Origin of the sequence: Micromonospora sp. NPDC049891 (assembly GCF_040660295.1) — a bacterium.
Lineage (GTDB): Bacteria > Actinomycetota > Actinomycetes > Mycobacteriales > Micromonosporaceae > Micromonospora.
Window position 1 is genome coordinate 258,498 of sequence record NZ_JBFAML010000006.1, and the last position, 17,061, is coordinate 275,558.

The 17,061-nt window shown below is 70.1% G+C and carries 18 protein-coding genes; 17 read left to right on the plus strand and 1 reads right to left on the minus strand.

Translation table 11 applies throughout. From position 1 onward, the window contains the following. The 4 genes from prmC (at position 1) to AB0I71_RS11200 (ending at position 4,435) form a co-directional block, all read left to right on the plus strand. The gene (gene prmC, locus AB0I71_RS11185) at positions 1-969 is read left to right on the plus strand and encodes a peptide chain release factor N(5)-glutamine methyltransferase (RefSeq protein ID WP_357583320.1); all 969 of its coding nucleotides are present in this window, start codon (positions 1-3) and stop codon (positions 967-969) included. Then, complete coding sequence (locus AB0I71_RS11190; RefSeq protein WP_357583384.1) at positions 969-1,613, plus strand: L-threonylcarbamoyladenylate synthase; 645 nt, start codon at positions 969-971, stop codon at positions 1,611-1,613. The genes prmC and AB0I71_RS11190 overlap by 1 nt, the downstream gene beginning before the upstream one ends. Continuing rightward, the gene (locus AB0I71_RS11195; RefSeq protein ID WP_357583323.1) at positions 1,614-2,225 is read left to right on the plus strand and encodes a phosphotyrosine protein phosphatase; all 612 of its coding nucleotides are present in this window, start codon (positions 1,614-1,616) and stop codon (positions 2,223-2,225) included. It begins immediately after the preceding gene. Positions 2,226-2,320: 95 nt separating this feature from the next. Further along, a complete protein-coding gene (locus tag AB0I71_RS11200) occupies positions 2,321-4,435 on the plus strand; it encodes a transglycosylase domain-containing protein (RefSeq protein WP_357583325.1) in 2,115 nt (704 codons plus the stop codon). An 11-nt stretch (positions 4,436-4,446) separates the two neighbouring features. Here AB0I71_RS11200 and AB0I71_RS11205 read toward each other — a convergent pair whose 3' ends face one another. After that, the gene (locus tag AB0I71_RS11205) at positions 4,447-5,925 is read right to left on the minus strand and encodes an SDR family oxidoreductase (protein WP_357583327.1); all 1,479 of its coding nucleotides are present in this window, start codon (positions 5,923-5,925) and stop codon (positions 4,447-4,449) included. Between the two features lie 34 nt (positions 5,926-5,959). On the opposite strand from AB0I71_RS11205, the gene glyA reads away from it, so the two are divergent. From glyA to AB0I71_RS11270, 13 genes are all read left to right on the plus strand, one after another. Continuing rightward, positions 5,960-7,246, plus strand: coding sequence for a serine hydroxymethyltransferase (glyA, locus tag AB0I71_RS11210; protein ID WP_357583329.1), 1,287 nt, complete (start codon positions 5,960-5,962; stop codon positions 7,244-7,246). Continuing rightward, a complete protein-coding gene (locus tag AB0I71_RS11215) occupies positions 7,243-7,716 on the plus strand; it encodes a hypothetical protein (protein ID WP_357583331.1) in 474 nt (157 codons plus the stop codon). The genes glyA and AB0I71_RS11215 overlap by 4 nt, the downstream gene beginning before the upstream one ends. A gap of 165 nt (positions 7,717-7,881) precedes the next feature. Beyond that, positions 7,882-8,103, plus strand: coding sequence for a hypothetical protein (locus AB0I71_RS11220; protein ID WP_093405421.1), 222 nt, complete (start codon positions 7,882-7,884; stop codon positions 8,101-8,103). Further along, complete coding sequence (atpB, locus tag AB0I71_RS11225) at positions 8,104-8,925, plus strand: F0F1 ATP synthase subunit A (RefSeq protein WP_357583334.1); 822 nt, start codon at positions 8,104-8,106, stop codon at positions 8,923-8,925. A 94-nt stretch (positions 8,926-9,019) separates the two neighbouring features. Further along, positions 9,020-9,241 carry an ATP synthase F0 subunit C gene (gene atpE / locus AB0I71_RS11230; protein ID WP_092377903.1) on the plus strand — a complete coding sequence of 74 codons (222 nt, stop codon included), beginning with the start codon at positions 9,020-9,022 and terminating at the stop codon, positions 9,239-9,241. A 29-nt stretch (positions 9,242-9,270) separates the two neighbouring features. Beyond that, positions 9,271-9,801: a F0F1 ATP synthase subunit B gene (locus AB0I71_RS11235; protein ID WP_099850104.1), complete on the plus strand. Its 531-nt coding sequence runs from the start codon at positions 9,271-9,273 to the stop codon at positions 9,799-9,801. After that, positions 9,801-10,622 carry a F0F1 ATP synthase subunit delta gene (locus tag AB0I71_RS11240; protein WP_357583337.1) on the plus strand — a complete coding sequence of 274 codons (822 nt, stop codon included), beginning with the start codon at positions 9,801-9,803 and terminating at the stop codon, positions 10,620-10,622. The genes AB0I71_RS11235 and AB0I71_RS11240 overlap by 1 nt, the downstream gene beginning before the upstream one ends. A gap of 92 nt (positions 10,623-10,714) precedes the next feature. Further along, positions 10,715-12,361: a F0F1 ATP synthase subunit alpha gene (gene atpA / locus AB0I71_RS11245; RefSeq protein WP_357583339.1), complete on the plus strand. Its 1,647-nt coding sequence runs from the start codon at positions 10,715-10,717 to the stop codon at positions 12,359-12,361. Positions 12,362-12,370: 9 nt separating this feature from the next. Further along, a complete protein-coding gene (locus AB0I71_RS11250) occupies positions 12,371-13,309 on the plus strand; it encodes a F0F1 ATP synthase subunit gamma (RefSeq protein ID WP_357583341.1) in 939 nt (312 codons plus the stop codon). Then, positions 13,309-14,745, plus strand: a complete 1,437-nt coding sequence (gene atpD / locus AB0I71_RS11255) for a F0F1 ATP synthase subunit beta (protein ID WP_357583343.1) — start codon at positions 13,309-13,311, stop codon at positions 14,743-14,745. Before AB0I71_RS11250 ends, atpD begins: the two co-directional genes overlap by 1 nt. 299 nt (positions 14,746-15,044) lie before the next feature. Next, positions 15,045-16,190, plus strand: coding sequence for an LCP family protein (locus AB0I71_RS11260; protein WP_357583345.1), 1,146 nt, complete (start codon positions 15,045-15,047; stop codon positions 16,188-16,190). An 89-nt stretch (positions 16,191-16,279) separates the two neighbouring features. Further along, entirely contained in the window at positions 16,280-16,564 is a 285-nt protein-coding gene (locus AB0I71_RS11265) for a F0F1 ATP synthase subunit epsilon (protein ID WP_357583347.1), read from the plus strand. A 12-nt stretch (positions 16,565-16,576) separates the two neighbouring features. Continuing rightward, positions 16,577-17,032: a DUF2550 domain-containing protein gene (locus AB0I71_RS11270; RefSeq protein WP_099850119.1), complete on the plus strand. Its 456-nt coding sequence runs from the start codon at positions 16,577-16,579 to the stop codon at positions 17,030-17,032. Positions 17,033-17,061 lie beyond the last annotated feature (29 nt).

Below are 17,061 nucleotides of genomic sequence, written 5' to 3' on the forward strand. Positions count from 1 at the left end.
GTGACCACCGCACCGCAACACCCGTCCGAAGGGACGAGACGTCACCGTCCGGCTCCCGTGATCGCCGATGTGGCCCGCACCCTCGCCGCCGCCGGCGTGACCTCGGCCCGTGCCGAGGCTGAGCTGCTGGCCGCGTACGTGCTCCAGGTCCCCCGGGGACGGTTGGCCCTGGCGGACGGGTTCACCGACGAGCAACTCGACAGTTACCGTGCGCTCGCGGCCCGCCGGTCCCGACGGGAACCTTTGCAGTATCTCACCGGCACCGCCGGCTTCCGGCATCTGGAGCTGGCCGTCGGGTCAGGCGTCTTCGTGCCGCGCCCGGAAACCGAACTCCTCGCCGGCTGGGGCGTCGAGCAGGCCCGGCAGGTGACGCCCACCGGCGGCGGGCGGCCGGAGCCGCTGGTGGTGGACCTGTGCAGTGGCTCCGGAGCGATAGCCCTGTCGGTGGCGCACGAGGTGCCGGACGCCCGGGTGGTGGCGGTGGAACGCTCCCCGGAGGCCCTGTCCTGGCTGCGGCGCAACGCGGCGGCCCGGGTCGCCGCGGGTGACCGGCCGATCGAGGTGGTGGCGGCGGACGTCACCGATCCGGCGCTGCTGGACGAGTTGACCGGCCAGGTGGACGTGCTGCTGTGCAACCCGCCGTACGTCCCGCTCGCGGTGGGCGTACCCCCGGAGGTGGCCGACCACGACCCGGCGGAGGCCGTGTTCGGTGGGGCCGACGGGCTGGACGTCATCCGTCGGGTGATCGACCGTGCCGGGTTTCTGCTGCGTCCCGGCGGTGCCCTCGGTATCGAGCACGACGACAGCCACGGCACGGTGGCACCCGGTCTGCTCGCCGCCGACGGTCGGTACGCCGCGATCGTCGACCATCGTGACCTCGCCGAGCGGCCCCGCTTCGTCACGGCGTCCCGCCTCGCGGACCGCCCGCCACCGGGCGCGGCGATGACGTGGCAGACTGGCTCCTCGTGATGCTCTACGACTGCCGGTCGGTCGCCGACCGGGACCGCGGCATCGCTGCGGCCATCGAGGCGGTCCGCAACGGCGAGCTGGTCGTCCTGCCGACCGACACGGTCTACGGGATCGGCGCCGACGCGTTCACCCCGTACGCGGTCAAGGCGTTGCTGGACGCCAAGGGTGTCCCGCACGCGCCGCCGCCGGTGCTCATCGGTTCCCGGCACACCCTCGACGGCCTGGCCTACACGCTGCCAGCGGCGGCGCGGGACCTGGTGGAGGCGTTCTGGCCGGGGGCGCTGACCATCCTGGTGAAGCACTCGGCGAGCCTGCGGTGGGATCTCGGCGACGACAGCGGCACGGTGGCGGTGCGGATGCCGCTGCACCCGGTGGCGCTGGAGGTGCTGCGCGAGACCGGGCCGATGGCGGTGGCCTCGGCCAACAAGATCGGCCAACCGGCCGCGCTCACCGCCGACCAGGCGCGCGATCAGCTGGCCTACTCCGTGCGGGCCTACCTGGAGGCGGGGCCGGCTGTCGATCCGGTACCGAGCACGATCGTGGACCTGACCGGTGACGAGCCGGTGCTCGTCCGGGAGGGCGCGATCGACCTGGCCCGGCTGCGTGACGTGGTGCCGGAGCTGCGCGAGAGCCAGGTGGCGTAGGTGCCGCCCTTCACCGTCCTGCACGTCTGCATGGGTAACATCTGCCGCTCGCCGATGGCCGAGCGACTACTCACCCTTGCCGTGGCCGATCGGCTGGCCCGGCGTGAGGTGGATCCGGCCCGGGTCGAGGAACTGCTGCACAGCCACAGCGCGGGCACCGGTGGTTGGCACGCCGGTGAGGAGATGAACCCACCGGCCGCCCGCCAGGTCACCAGCCGGGGCGGCAACGTCGCCGGGTTCGCCGCCCGCAAGCTGCGCTCCGACCACATCGACGCCGCCGACCTGGTCCTGACCGCCACCGCGGACCAGCAGGAGTACGTGACCGCGTTGCGGCCCGACGCCGCCGACCGCACGTTCGTGCTCGGCGAGTTCGGTCGGCTCCTGGCCGCCCTCGATCCGGCCGCGCTGCCGACGGCCGAGGCCACCGCCGACGCGGTCCACGCTCGTGGCGTGGCCCTGGTCGAGGCGGCGCACGAGGCCCGCCAGGGCGCCGCCGCCCTGTCCACCGACGACCTCGACGACCCGTGGGGGCGCGGCGACCAGTGTTTCAGCCGGGTGGCCGACGAGATCGAGGAGACGGTGCAGCCGCTCGCCGCGCTGCTGCTCCCCTGATCGGCGAATTTCATCCGGGTTTCATGAAAGGCGCGGCAGAAGGGGTGATTAGCGCCATTCTGGGGGAGTCCTGACGGCTCCTGCGGGGAGAGCTGATGACCCGGGCGTTGCTGCCGAAGATGTTCACCGTCCTGCTGGCCGGCACGCTGGCCGGCCTGGTGCTGGCGGTGGCGGCACTGCCGGCCGCGCTGGTGTTCGGCATCGGATTCTCGGCGCTCGCCGCGCCGTACGCGGAGCTGCCCAACACCCTGCGGACGCCGCCGACGGCCCAACGATCCAACCTCTACGCCAACGACGGCACCACCCTGATCACCTCCTTCTACCAGGAGGACCGGGTGGACGTGCCGCTCGGCGAGGTGGCTCCCGTGATGCGTCAGGCCATCATCGCCGCCGAGGACGCCCGGTTCCACGAGCACAGCGGGGTGGACCTGCGGGGCATAGCGCGGGCGTTCACCGCAAACCGGCGCGACGGCGCCACCCGGCAGGGCGCCTCCACGCTGACCATGCAGTACGTCCGCAACGTGCTGAGCACGGATCCCCGCCTGAGCGAGGCGCAGCGGGCCGCGGCCACCGAGGTGAGCACCGCCCGCAAGATCCAGGAGATCCGGTACGCCCTGGCGTTGGAGCGGGAGCTGACCAAGGACGAGATCCTGACCCGCTACCTCAACATCGCGTACTTCGGTGCCGGCGCGTACGGCATCGCCGCGGCCAGCAAGCGCTACTTCTCCACCTCACCGGCGAAGCTCACGCTGGCCCAGGCGGCACTGCTGGCCGGACTGGTCCGCTCCCCGCACAGTGACGATCCGATCAACGGGGACGCCGACAGCGCTACCGCCCGTCGCGGCTACGTGCTGGACCGGATGGTCGAGTCGGGTGTGGTCGTGGCCGACGAGGCGGCCCGGGCCGCGGCCCAACCGTTGAACCTGCGACCCAGCGAAACTCCGAACGACTGCACCGCGGTACCCGAGGGGCACAACGACTGGGGCTTCTTCTGCGACTGGTTCACCCGCTGGTGGAGCAGCCAGAAGGCGTTCGGCGCCAACGTCGACGAGCGGCAGCGCACCCTGCGCCGGGGCGGGTTCAGCATCGTCTCCTCACTCGACCCCGGGGTGCAGCGGGCCACCACCGAACAGGTGCGACGGATCTACCCGGCCGAGCACCCGCACGCCATGCCGACCGCCGTGGTCCAGCCCGGCACCGGGCGGGTGCTGGCCATGTCGGTCAACCGGACCTACAGCGTTGCCGCGAACCCGGGCGGACAGCAGAACCATCCCAACACCGTCAACCAGCTCGTCGCCGGTGGCGGCACCATCGTCGGCTACCAGGCCGGTTCCACGTTCAAGCTCTTCACCATGCTGGCCGCCCTGGAGTCCGGGCTGCCCCTGAACACGGTCTTCGACGCGCCCCGGCGGATCGTGACCGACTTCCGGATCAGCGGCGGCGAGGCGAGCTGCGGCGGGTACTGGTGCCCGGAGAACGCCAGCGCCTCGGTGAGCGGCCGGCACGACATGTGGACCGCCTTCGGCGACTCGGTGAACACGTACTTCGCCTGGCTGACCGAGCGGGTCGGTGCGGACCGGGTGGTGGAGATGGCCGAACGGCTCGGCATCGTGTTCCGGGCTGACGACGACGCCCAGTTGGCCCGGCACGGCGCACGGGAGTGGGGACCGTTCACCCTGGGCGTGTCCGCCACCACCCCGCTCGACCTGGCCGGTGCGTACGCGACGCTGGGCGCGGAGGGTACCTGGTGCGCGCCGACGCCGGTCACCTCGATCACCGACGCCGCCGGTCGCCGGGTGGCCGCCGGGCAGCCGGACTGCCGGCAGGTGCTCGACGTCGACGTGGCCCGGGCGGCGGCGGACGCGGCCCGCTGCCCGGTCGGCGACCAGTCCATGTACCACGGCTGTGCCGGCGGCACGGCAACCCGGTTGCGCGCTCAGCTCGGCCGGCCGGTGGCGGGCAAGACGGGCAGCTCCGAGCGGTACGCCACGGAGACGGTGGTGGCGCTCACCCCGCAGCTCGCGGTGGCCGCGATGGCGGCCAACCCCGACGAGCCGCAGGACGCCGTCGGCCGTGCGGTGCAGACCGCCATGGTGGAGGGGGTCGGCGAGATCCTCTCCTTCGCCCTGCGCGACGAGCCGGTACGCGACTTCGTGCCACCGAGCGAGATGACCGCCTGGCGGGTCACCGGGCAGCGCACCGGCAACTGACCTGCGTCCACTCAGCGGGCCGGTGCGCCTGCCGCGACCCGTTCGGCACCGGCGGCGATGTTGCGGGCCATTCCGCCGAAGACCAGGGCGTGGAACGGCGTAACCGCGATCCAGTAAGCGTGCCCGACCAGCCCTCGGGGCAGGAACACCGCCCGCTGCCGGTAGCTGACCTGTCCGTTGTCGCCCCGCTGCACCTGCATCTCCAGCCAGGCCCGACCGGGCACCCGCATCTCGGCGCGCAGCCGCAGCAGTTCGCCGGGGACGATCTCCTCGACCCGCCAGAAGTCCAGTGCCTCACCGACGCGCAGCTGGTGTGGATGACGCCGGCCCCGCCGCAGCCCCACCCCGCCGACCAGCCGGTCCAACCAGCCGCGCACCGACCAGGCCAGCGGGAAGGAGTACCAGCCGTTCTCCCCGCCGACCCCCTCGATCACCCGCCACAACGCCTCCGGCGGGGCGGTGACCGTCTGCTCCCGCAGGTCGGTGTAGGCGGTGCCGCCACTCCAGTGCGGGTCGCTCGGCAACGGCTCGGCCGGCGCGTCCGCCCCGGCCGCGTTCGTCCAGCGGGTCTCCACCTCCGCGTCGCGTACCTTGGCCAGCGCCAGCTCGACGGCCTGGTCGAAACCGGTGAGCCCGCCGGGCGGGTCCGGGACGTACCTAGCGATGTCGTGCTCGTGCGCGATCGCCTCATGTACCAGGCTCTCCACCAGCGGTCGGGCGATCGCGTTCGGCACCGGCGTGACCAACCCGACCCAGTGGGACGAGAGACTGGGCGTCAGCACGCGTACCGGCAGCAGCAGCCGGGTGGAGAGCCCGGCCACCCGGGCGTAGCGCTGCATCATCTCGGCGAAGGTGAGCACGTCCGGCCCGGCGATGTCGAAGGCGCGGTTGAGCTCCGGGGGCAGCCCGGCGCAGCCGGCCAGGTAGTGCAGCACGTCGCGGACCGCGATCGGCTGGATCCGGTTGCTGACCCAGCGCGGCGTGACCATCACCGGCAGCCGCTCGGTCAGGTAGCGCAGCATCTCGAACGACGCCGACCCGGAACCGAGGATCACCGCCGCCCGCAGCACCACCGTCGGCACCCCGCTGTCCAGCAGGATCCGGCCCACCTCGGTACGGGAGCGCAGGTGTGCCGAGGCGACGTCGTCGGGCGGCGGCTGCGGCCCACCCAGGTAGACGATTCGCCGGACGCCGGCGGCGCGGGCGGCCTCGGCGAAGGCCGTCGCGGCCTGCCGGTCGGCGGCCTCGAAGCCGGCCTGACCGAGCGAGTGCACCAGGTAGTACGCCACGTCGACGTCGTCGAAGACCCCGGCCAGGCTCTCCGGCCGGCTCAGGTCACCCTCGACCACCTCGACCTGCGAAGCCCACGGCACGTCGCGCAGCCGGCTGGCCCGCCGCGCCAGGCAGCGCACCGCGTGTCCCTCCGCCAGCAGGCGTGGCGCAAGCCGCCCACCGATGTATCCCGTCGCGCCGCTCACCAGGCATCTCACGCCTCCAGTCTGCGGTCTCATAGACTCTGGCGCTGTGGAGACCGCCGAGGGCACCTTCTGGGGGCCGGATTTCGAGCAGCTCAGCACGGCCGATCCGGAAATCGCGGAGGTGGTGCTCGGCGAGCTCGACCGGCTGCGCGGCGGTCTGCAACTGATCGCCAGCGAGAACCTCACCTCCCCGGCGGTGCTGGCCGCGTTGGGTTCCACGCTCACCAACAAGTACGCCGAGGGCTACCCGGGACGGCGTTACTACGGTGGCTGCGCGCAGGTGGACCGGGCCGAGGAACTCGGCATCGCCCGGGCGAAGGACCTCTTCGGCGCCGAGCACGCGAACCTCCAGCCGCACTCCGGCGCGAGCGCCAACCTGGCCGCGTACGCCGCCCTGGTGCAGCCCGGTGACACCGTGCTGGCGATGGAGCTGCCGCACGGCGGGCACCTGACCCACGGCAGCCGGGTGAACTTCTCCGGCCGGTGGTTCAACCCCGTCGGCTACACGGTCCGGCAGGACACCGAGCTGATCGACTACGACGAGGTACGGGATCTCGCCCTGGCCCACCAGCCGAAGATGATCATATGTGGGGCGACGGCCTATCCACGGCTCATCGACTTCGCCCGGTTCCGGGAGATCGCCGACGAGGTCGGCGCGTACCTGATGGTGGACGCCGCGCATTTCATCGGGCTGGTCGCCGGGCAGGCGATCCCGTCGCCGGTACCGTACGCCGACGTGGTCTGCGCGACCACCCACAAGGTGCTGCGCGGCCCGCGCGGCGGCATGATCCTCTGCCGCGAGTCGCTGGCCGAGCGGATCGACAAGGCGGTCTTCCCGTTCACCCAGGGCGGCCCGTTGATGCACGCCGTGGCGGCCAAGGCCGTCGCGCTGCACGAGGCGGCGCAACCGGCGTTCCGCAGCTACGCCGCGCAGGTGGTGGCCAACGCGCGGGCGCTCGCCGACGGGCTGGCGGCCGAGGGGATGCGCCCGGTCTCCGGCGGCACCGACACCCACCTCGCCCTGATCGACCTGCGGGAGTACGGGGTCACCGGCGCCGAGGCCGAGGCGCGGTGCGACGCGGTGACCATCACGTTGAACAAGAACGCGATCCCGTACGACCCGCAGAAGCCGATGGTCGCCTCCGGGATCCGGGTGGGCACCCCCAGCGTCACCACCCAGGGCATGGCGGAGGCGCAGATGCGTCAGATCGCCGAGCTGATCGCCCGGGCGGTGCGGACCGACCCGTCCGCACCGGGTGGGGCCGACGAGCTGACCCGGATCACCACCGAGGTGGCCGAGCTGGCCGCCGAGTTCCCGGCGTACCCCCGATGAGCGGGCCCCGCGCCGGCGAGCCCGGCGTACCCCCGGCGAGCGTTCCTCGGGCGGGGGAGCCCGGTGCCATCCGGGCCCGGCTGCCGTACCTGCGTCTTCCGCTGCTCGCCTGCGCCGTGCTGGCCGTGGTCGCGGTGCCGACCGCCGCCGTGCTGCGTGGGCCGACCGGCGCGGCCGGGGTGGCCGCCGGCATCGCGCTGGTGATCGTCAGCTACCTGATCTCGGGTCTCTCGGTGGCCTGGGCGGACGCGGTGCACCCGCGACTGATCATGTCGGTGGGGCTTGTCACCTACGTCACGAAGATCGTCATTCTGGGCGTGGTGATGGCTGCTGTGGCGGCCACCGGCTGGCCAGGTCTGCCCGACCTGGGCGTGGCCATCATCGCGGCCGTGGTGGTGTGGACCGGAGCCCACCTGACCTGGGCGTTGCGCTCGCCGCTGCCCAGCGTGGACCGTTCGTCGGATCACTGACCGTACGGCTGCCGTTTCCCGGGCGTTTCGTGGGCCTGTCCGGCTGGTCGGACAGGAGTAGGCTGACCCCGGCTTGATGCGCCGCACCCGCCGCCCGCACGCTGCTCGCAGTGTGGGGGGTGCCGCACACTCGCGAAACACCCGGCTGATAGTGTTCGCGACGTCATGGCCGACAACCCCCACCGCAGAAGCCCCGACGAACACTCGTCGGAAGGTGTCGCCGGAGCCGTCCTCGGCTACCTGCTCGCCGGCATCGTGGTGTGGGGATTCCTCGGCTGGTTGGCGGGGGAGTTCCTGGGCCTGCCCACCGGCGTCGGAATCGCCGTCGGCATGATGCTCGGCGCAGCCGGAGCGATCTACCTGATCATGAAGAGGCTCAGTGCCTGAGTGCCGGCACGCGCGGGTCTGTCGAGTGCGGAGGATGACACGGTGAGCGGACAGTTTATCGCCGCAGAGGGCCTGCCCTGGCCCCCCAAGGTCGATGACTTCTACCTGCCGGATCTCGCCGGCCCGTTTGTCACGAAGTTCACGCTGATGGTCTGGCTGGCCGTCGGGATTCTGATCATCTTCTTCATGGCCAGCTACCGGAACCCGAAGCTGGTGCCGAGCAAGGGCCAGTGGTACGCGGAGTCGATCTACGGCCTGGTCCGGGACAACATCGCCCGCGAGCAGATGGGCAAGGACGGCATCCGGTTCGCGCCGTACTTCACAGTGCTGTTCTGCTTCATCGCGGTGACAAACCTCTTCGGCGTCACCCCCGGGTTGCAGATCTCGCCGAACTCGCACATCGCCTTCCCGATCGTGCTCGCCGCGATCACCTACGTGATGTACCTCTACATCGGTGTCCGCAAGCAGGGCCTGGGGCGCTACCTCAAGCAGAGCTTGATCATTCCCGGTGTGCCGTGGCCGATGCACTTCCTGCTGATCCCGATCGAGTTCCTGCAGAACTTCATCAACCGGCCGGTCACCCTGGCGGTGCGACTCTTCGCCAACATGTTCGCCGGTCACCTGATCCTGCTGGTCTTCACCGTCGGCGGCTTCGTGATGCTGGCCTCGGACAACATCTTCGTTCAGGTGACGTCGATCTTCTCGTTCCTGATGGCGATCCTGATGGCCTTCTTCGAGGTGCTCGTGGCGCTGTTGCAGGCCTACGTCTTCGTCACCCTGACCGCCAACTACATCGGCACGTCGCTCGCCGACGGGCACTGATCCAAAGACCTCGGCGGGCCGCCCGGCCCGACCAAGCTCCGGTACGACCGCGTACGCGTGAGAACTCACGCCTCTACTAGGAGGAATACCCGCAATGGACGTTATTGCCGCCATCGAGGGCAACGTCAACACCATCGGCTACGGCCTCGCCGCCATCGGCCCCGGCATCGGTGTCGCCCTGGTCTTCGCGGCCTACATCCAGGCCAGCGCCCGCCAGCCGGAGTCCGCCGGCTACAACCGCACCTGGCTGGTCCTGGGCTTCGCGCTGGTCGAGGCGCTCGCCCTGTTCGGCCTGGTGCTCGCGTTCGCAGTCTGACGTAGCCCGACGCGACCCGGAGGTCTGACATGTATGTCGCCGCTGAAGGTGTAGAGCACCACCCGCTCGTGCCGATCTGGCAGGAGCTCGTCGTCGGGACGATCGCCTTCGCCCTGCTCTGCTTCGTGCTGCTGAAGTTCGTGATGCCGCGCATGGAGGCGATGTACCAGGCGCGGGTCGACGCGATCGAGGGCGGCCTCAAGCGTGCCGAGGCCGCACAGGCCGAGGCCAACCAGCTGCTGGAGCAGTACCGGGCCCAGCTCGCCGAGGTGCGTACCGAGGCGGCCCGGATCCGGGACGACGCCCGCGCCGACGCCGAGTCGATCCGTACGGAAATCCTGGCCAAGGCCCGGGAGGAGTCCGACCGGATCATCGCCGCCGGCCGGGAGTCGCTGGCCGTGGAACGCCAGACCATCGTGCGCGAGCTGCGCGCGGAGGTCGGCGGCCTCGCGGTCGACCTGGCCAGCCGGATCGTGGGCGAGTCGCTCGCCGACGAGGCCCGCCGCAAGGGCACCGTCGAGCGGTTCCTCACCGATCTCGAGAGCGCGGGGGCCCGCTGATGCAGGCCGCCAGCCGGGAGTCCTACGCCACCGCGCTCGCGCGGTTGGAGGCGTACGTCGCGGGTGCCGAGCCGACGACCGTGGCCGGCACCGGCGCGGAACTCCTCGCCGTCGCGGACCTGCTGCGGCGGGAGGTCCGGCTGCGCCGGGCGCTCTCCGACCCGGCCCGCGAGGGTGCCGACCGCACGGCACTGCTGAACTCGGTGCTCTCCGGCAAGGTCGGCGCGGACACGCTCGACCTGCTCGGGACCCTGGTCGCCGGCCGCTGGTCGGCGCCGTCGGAGCTGCTCGACGGGGCGGAGAGCCTCGGCGTGCAGACCCTGCTCGCCAGCGCGGACCGCGCCGGTGAGCTGGGCGAGGTGGAGGACGAGCTGTTCCGCTTCGGCCAGGTGGTCGCCGCGGACCCGCAGCTGTCCAACGCCCTGTCCGACCCGATGGCGCCGGCGGCGCAGCGGGCCGACCTGGTCGGGATGCTCCTGACGGGCAAGGCTCAGACGGTGACGGTGCGACTGGCGGAGGCAGCGCTGGCCGGCTTCGGCGGCCGCTCGTTCACCGCCGCGCTGTCCCGGCTCGTGGAGTTGGCGGCGGAGCGGCGGGACCGGCAGGTCGCGTACGTGACGGTCGCCGCCCCGCTCACCGAGGAGGAGGAGCGACGACTGGGCGATCGGCTATCCGCCATATACGATCGACAGGTTGCTGTCAAGCTTACGGTTGACCCGACGATCCTCGGTGGAGTGAGCGTACGGGTGGGTTCGGACCTCTACGACGGGACGATCCTGCGCCGCCTCAACGAGACCCGCAACGCGCTCGCGAAGCGCTGACCAGCACCCCGCGAAGCGCCCGGAAAGACAGTCGACCCGAGGACCGGTCGGTACTAGGTATCCCGGGCCCCTGATACTTAAGGAAGCAGAGGATGGCCGAGCTGACCATCTCGACGGAGGAGATCCGCGGCGCCCTGGAGCGCTACGTCTCCTCCTACTCGCCCGACGTCTCCCGTGAGGAGGTCGGCACCGTCGCCGACACCGGCGACGGCATCGCCCACGTCGAGGGCCTGCCCTCGACCATGACCAACGAGCTGCTGGAGTTCGAGGACGGCACGCTCGGCGTGGCGCTGAACCTCGACGTCCGGGAGATCGGTGTCGTCGTCCTCGGCGACTACTCCGGGCTCGAAGAGGGGCAGCGCGTCAAGCGCACCAACCGGGTGCTCTCGGTGCCGGTGGGCGACGCCTTCCTGGGCCGCGTGGTCAACGCGCTCGGCCAGCCGATCGACGGCCTCGGCGAGATCGCCGACGAGGGCTACCGCGAGCTGGAGCTGCAGGCCCCCAACGTGATGGCCCGGCAGTCCGTCTTCGAGCCGCTGCAGACCGGGATCAAGGCCATCGACGCGATGACCCCGATCGGCCGGGGCCAGCGTCAGCTGATCATCGGTGACCGGAAGACCGGCAAGACCACTGTCGCGCTGGACGCCATCCTCAACCAGCGGGAGAACTGGGCCTCCGGCGACCCGAAGAAGCAGGTTCGCTGCATCTACGTCGCCATCGGCCAGAAGGCCTCCACCATCGCCTCGATCAAGGGGCAGCTGGAGGAGGCGGGCGCGATGGAGTACACGACGATCGTCGCCTCCCCGGCGTCGGACCCGGCCGGCTTCAAGTACCTCGCTCCGTACACCGGCTCGTCCATCGGCCAGCACTGGATGTACGGCGGCAAGCACGTCCTGATCGTCTTCGACGACCTGAGCAAGCAGGCCGAGGCGTACCGGGCCGTGTCGCTGCTGCTGCGTCGTCCGCCGGGCCGCGAGGCGTACCCGGGTGACGTCTTCTACCTGCACTCCCGGCTGCTGGAGCGCTGCGCGAAGCTCTCCGACGAGATGGGCGGCGGCTCGATGACCGGCCTGCCGATCATCGAGACGAAGGCCAACGACATCTCGGCCTTCATCCCGACGAACGTCATCTCGATCACCGACGGCCAGATCTTCCTGGAGACCGACCTGTTCAACCAGGGCGTCCGGCCGGCGATCAACGTCGGTACCTCGGTCTCCCGGGTCGGCGGCGCGGCGCAGGTGAAGCCGATGCGCAAGGTCGCTGGCTCGCTGCGGCTGAACCTGGCCCAGTTCCGTGAGCTGGAGGCGTTCGCCGCCTTCGCCTCCGACCTGGACAAGGCGTCCCGCGCCCAGCTCGACCGCGGTGCCCGCCTGGTGGAGCTGCTCAAGCAGCCGAACTACTCGCCGTACCCGGTGCAGGAGGAGGTCGTCTCGGTCTGGGCCGGCACCGAGGGCAAGCTGGACGACGTCCCGGTCGGCGAGGTGCGGCGCTTCGAGACGCAGTTCCTGGAGCACCTGCGGCGTAAGCACAACGCCACCCTTCAGGCGATCGCCGACAACAAGTGGGACGACGAGATCATCGCGACCCTGGACGCGGCCATCACCGAGTTCAAGCAGGGCTTCCTCGGCCGCGAGGACGAGCGCTCGATCAACGAGGCGCCGGCGGAGCCGCTGGAGGGCGAGTCCGAGCACGAGACGGTCACCCGCTACAGCGGCGGTGCTCCGGCCGAGAAGCGTTAGGGTCGGGCCATGGCGGCGCAGGTACGTGTTCTTCGTCAACGCATCCGCTCGGCGAAGGGGATGAAGAAGATCACCAAGGCGATGGAGCTCGTGGCGACGAGCCGGATCGCCAAGGCCCAGGCCCGGGTGGGGGCGTCCCTGCCGTACGCCCGGGCGATCACCGGCGTGCTCACGGCGCTGGCCTCGAACGCGCGAATCGACCACCCGATGCTCACCCCGCGCGAGCGGGTGCGGCGGGCGGGCGTGCTGCTGGTGACCGCCGACCGAGGCCTGGCCGGCGGCTACAGCTCCAACGCCATCCGTACGGCGGAGTCGCTGATCGCCCGCCTTCAGGCCGACGGCAAGGAGCCGGTGCTCTACGTCATCGGGCGCAAGGGCGTGTCGTTCTACCGGTTCCGTAACCGGCCGATCGAGGCCAGTTGGACGGGCTTCTCCGAGCAGCCGTCCTTCACCGACGCCCGCGAGGTCGGTGACACGCTGATCAAGGCGTTCGTCTCCGGCGCGGACGACGAGGACGGCGGTCCGGGGGCGGACGGAGTGCGTGGGGTGGACGAACTGCACATCGTCTACACCGAGTTCAAGTCCTTGATGACCCAGAACCCGGTCACCCGGATCATCGGCCCGTTGCAGGTTGAGGAGCGGCCCCGGTCGGAGGCGGCACCCGGTGTGCTGCCGGACTACGAGTTCGAGCCGGACCCGGAGGCGCTGCTCGACGCGCTGCTGCCGAAGTACATCAACACGCGGATCTACGCGGCGTTGCTGGAGTCGGCGGCGAGCGAGTCGGCAGCCCGTCGGCGGGCGATGAAGAGCGCCACCGACAACGCCGAAGAGATGATCGACAAGTACACGCGTGAGATGAACTCGGCCCGCCAGGCCGGGATCACCCAGGAGATCAGTGAGATCGTCGGCGGCGCTAACGCGCTGGCCGCGTCGGGAAGTGAAGTGTGATGACTGCCCCAGTAGAGACCAAGACGGCCACGGGTCGCGTGGTCCGGGTCATCGGCCCGGTCGTCGACGCCGAGTTCCCGCGTGACGCCATGCCGGAACTGTTCAACGCCCTGCACGTGGACGTGACCCTGTCCGGCGGCGAGAAGACGCTGACCCTGGAGGTCGCCCAGCACCTGGGTGACAACCTGGTCCGCGCGATCTCGATGCAGCCCACCGACGGTCTGGTTCGCGGCGCCGAGGTGCGCGACACCGGCTTCCCCATCCGGGTGCCGGTCGGTGACGCGGTCAAGGGCCACGTCTTCAACGCGATCGGCGAGTGCCTCAACCTCACCGAGGGCGAGACCATCCAGGCCGACGACCACTGGGGCATCCACCGCAAGGCCCCGGCCTTCGCGGACCTGGAGCCGAAGACCGAGATGCTGGAGACCGGCATCAAGGTCATCGACCTGCTCGCCCCGTACGTGAAGGGCGGCAAGATCGGTCTGTTCGGTGGGGCCGGCGTGGGCAAGACGGTGCTCATCCAGGAGATGATCACCCGGGTCGCCCGCAACTTCGGTGGTACCTCGGTATTCGCCGGGGTGGGTGAGCGCACCCGTGAGGGCAACGACCTCATCCACGAGATGACCGACTCCGGCGTCATCGACAAGACCGCCCTGGTCTACGGCCAGATGGACGAGCCGCCGGGCACCCGGCTGCGGGTCGCGCTCTCCGCGCTGACCATGGCGGAGTACTTCCGTGACGTGAAGAAGCAGGAGGTGCTGCTCTTCATCGACAACATCTTCCGCTTCACCCAGGCCGGTTCCGAGGTCTCCACCCTGCTGGGCCGGATGCCCAGCGCGGTGGGTTACCAGCCGACCCTGGCCGACGAGATGGGTGAACTCCAGGAGCGGATCACCTCCGTCCGGGGCCAGGCCATCACCTCGATGCAGGCGATCTACGTGCCGGCGGACGACTACACCGACCCGGCGCCGGCCACCACGTTCGCCCACCTGGACGCGACCACCAACCTGGAGCGGTCCATCTCCGACAAGGGCATCTACCCGGCGGTGGACCCGCTGGCCTCCTCGTCGCGGATCCTGGCTCCCGAGTTCGTCGGCCAGGAGCACTTCCAGGTGGCCAGCGAGGTGAAGCGGATCCTCCAGCGTTACAAGGACCTGCAGGACATCATCGCCATCCTCGGTATCGAGGAACTCTCCGAGGAAGACAAGATCACGGTCCAGCGGGCGCGGCGGATCGAGCGCTTCCTGTCGCAGAACACCTACGCGGCGGAGCAGTTCACCGGCGTGCCGGGCTCGACGGTCCCGATCAAGGAGACCATCGAGGCCTTCCGCAAGATCAGCGAGGGCGAGTACGACCACTTCCCCGAGCAGGCGTTCTTCATGTGCGGTGGACTCGACGACCTGGAGAAGAAGGCCGCCGAGCTGATGAAGGGCTGACCCTTCGCTCCTCCGCAAGACGCGAAAAAAAGAAGGCCGTCCCGGTAACCCCGGGGCGGCCTTCTGTTCATCTTCACGACGTACCATCGCCGCTGCCCGGTTTCCCGTGCTCGGCGATCACGCCGCCTGCGAGATACCGTCAGTGCGATGTCCAGGAACGTGGCCCGTGTCGTGGCGAGGCGCGACCCGGTGAACGTCTTCGGACACCGCACAGCCACGCTCATGCGCCGATGAGCGTTGATCCGTTAAACCATTCGGCCCCGCGCGCCCGTATTCCCCAGGGGGCGTGACGAACGGAGATGCTTGTGGGTAAGGCCGGCAGACGCGGCAAGCGTGGTGGGCGGTCGTCGGTGTGGCGAGGCGTCCCCCGCTGGGCGCAGCTCTGCACCATCTTCGGCGTCGTCCTGATGGTGCTCAGCGGGACGAGCCTGGTGGGCGCGGAGGCGCTGATGGCCCGCTACGAAGGCGCGATCGGCAAGGCAGACCTCTTCGGCGACCAGGCGGCCGGTGCCACTCCCAAGAGCGACATCAAGGGCCCGCTCAACATCCTGCTGGTCGGCATCGACCCCCGCGACAAGGACACCCCGCCGCTGTCCGACGCGATCATGGTCCTGCACGTGCCGAAGGAGATGGACCGGGCGTACCTCTTCTCTCTGCCGCGCGACCTCTACGTGGAGATCCCGCCGTTCGAGAAGGCCGACTTCCCCGGTGACACCACCAAGCTGAACGCCGCGATGTCGTACGGCAGCCGGGTGCCCGGTGGGAAGCCGGACGCGGCGAAGGGCTTCGAGCTGCTCGCCATCACCGTGCAGCGGGTCACCGGCATCAAGCGGTTCGACGCGGGCGCGATCATCAACTTCTCCGGCTTCCAGAAGATCGTCGACGCCATGGGTGGCGTCACGATGAACATCGAGCGGGAGGTCCGCTCCGAGCACCGGGAGCCGAACGGCAAACACCGCCAGGGCAACCCCAACGGCGCAGGCTACATCGGGCCGCAGGCTGTCTACCCGAAGGGCAAGCAGCACCTGAGCGGCTGGCAGGCGCTGGACTACGTCCGCCAGCGGTACCCGGAGAACGGTGTCCCCGACGGCGACTACGGCCGGCAGCGGCACCAGCAGCAGTTCGTCAAGGCGATGGCTGGTCAGGCGCTCAGCGCCGACGTGGTGACCAACCCGGTCAAGCTGGACAAGGTGCTCCGCGCGGCCGGCGAGTCGCTGATCTTCAGTGGCCGGGGGCACAGCGTTGTCGACTTCGGCCTCGCCCTCAAGGACATCCGTCCCGGCAACATCCAGATGATCAAGCTGCCGGGCGGCGGCATCAAGGAGAACGGCAAGTACCTCGGTGAACGGTTCGCGCCAGAGGTGGACGACTTCTTCGTCGCTCTGGAGCGGGAACTGCTCGACCCGTTCCTCCTGGAACATCCGAAGCTGGTGAGCAGGAGCTGATCGTGGCGCGAGTCTCGGCACCCGCCTGAAGAACACGTCCGGGGCGCGACTAGAATTTTCCCAATCCGCCGCCTCAGCAAGGAGACAGCGTGGCAGAGCAGCTTAACGTCCAGCTCGTGGCCGTCGAGGAGAAGGTCTGGTCGGGCAAGGCCGAAATGGTCATGGCCCGGACGACCGAAGGTGAGCTGGGTGTGCTGCCGGGGCACGCGCCCATGCTCGGCCAACTCGCCGAGCCCGGCCAGGTACGCATCAAGCTTCCCGGGGGTGAGCAGCTCACCTACGACGTGGCGGGCGGCTTCCTCTCCGTCAGCGAGCGGGGTGTGACCGTACTGGCTGAGAACGCCACTCCGGCCGCCGCGGCTTCGGGTAACTGAGCCGACCCGCCAATGGAGATCGTCGAAGGGGTCGGAATCGGCGTCGCCGTGATCCTCGGCGCGATTCTGTTTCTCTTCATCCGGCGGGCTCTGGTCACTCGAAGCGGAGGGATCATCCGGCTCAGCGTCCGGACCTCCACCATGCTCGACGGCCGTGGCTGGTCACCTGGTTTCGGCCGTTTCGTCGGCGACGAACTCCGTTGGTATCGGATGTTCAGTTTCGCCGTACGCCCCAAGCGGGTGCTCTCCCGTGAAGGGTTGACTGTCGAACGACGGCGGTTGCCCGAGGGGCAGGAGCGAATGTCCATGCCCGCCGACTGGATCATCCTTCGGTGTACCAGTCGACACGCCCCGGTCGAGATCGCCATGGCACGATCCACCGTCACCGGGTTTCTCTCCTGGCTTGAGGCCGCCCCTCCGGGGGCGGTCTCGCCACGTATGGCCTCCCAAGACTGGCCCGCCGCCTAACCCAGCCCCGGGACCCCTCCGCGCCCTGC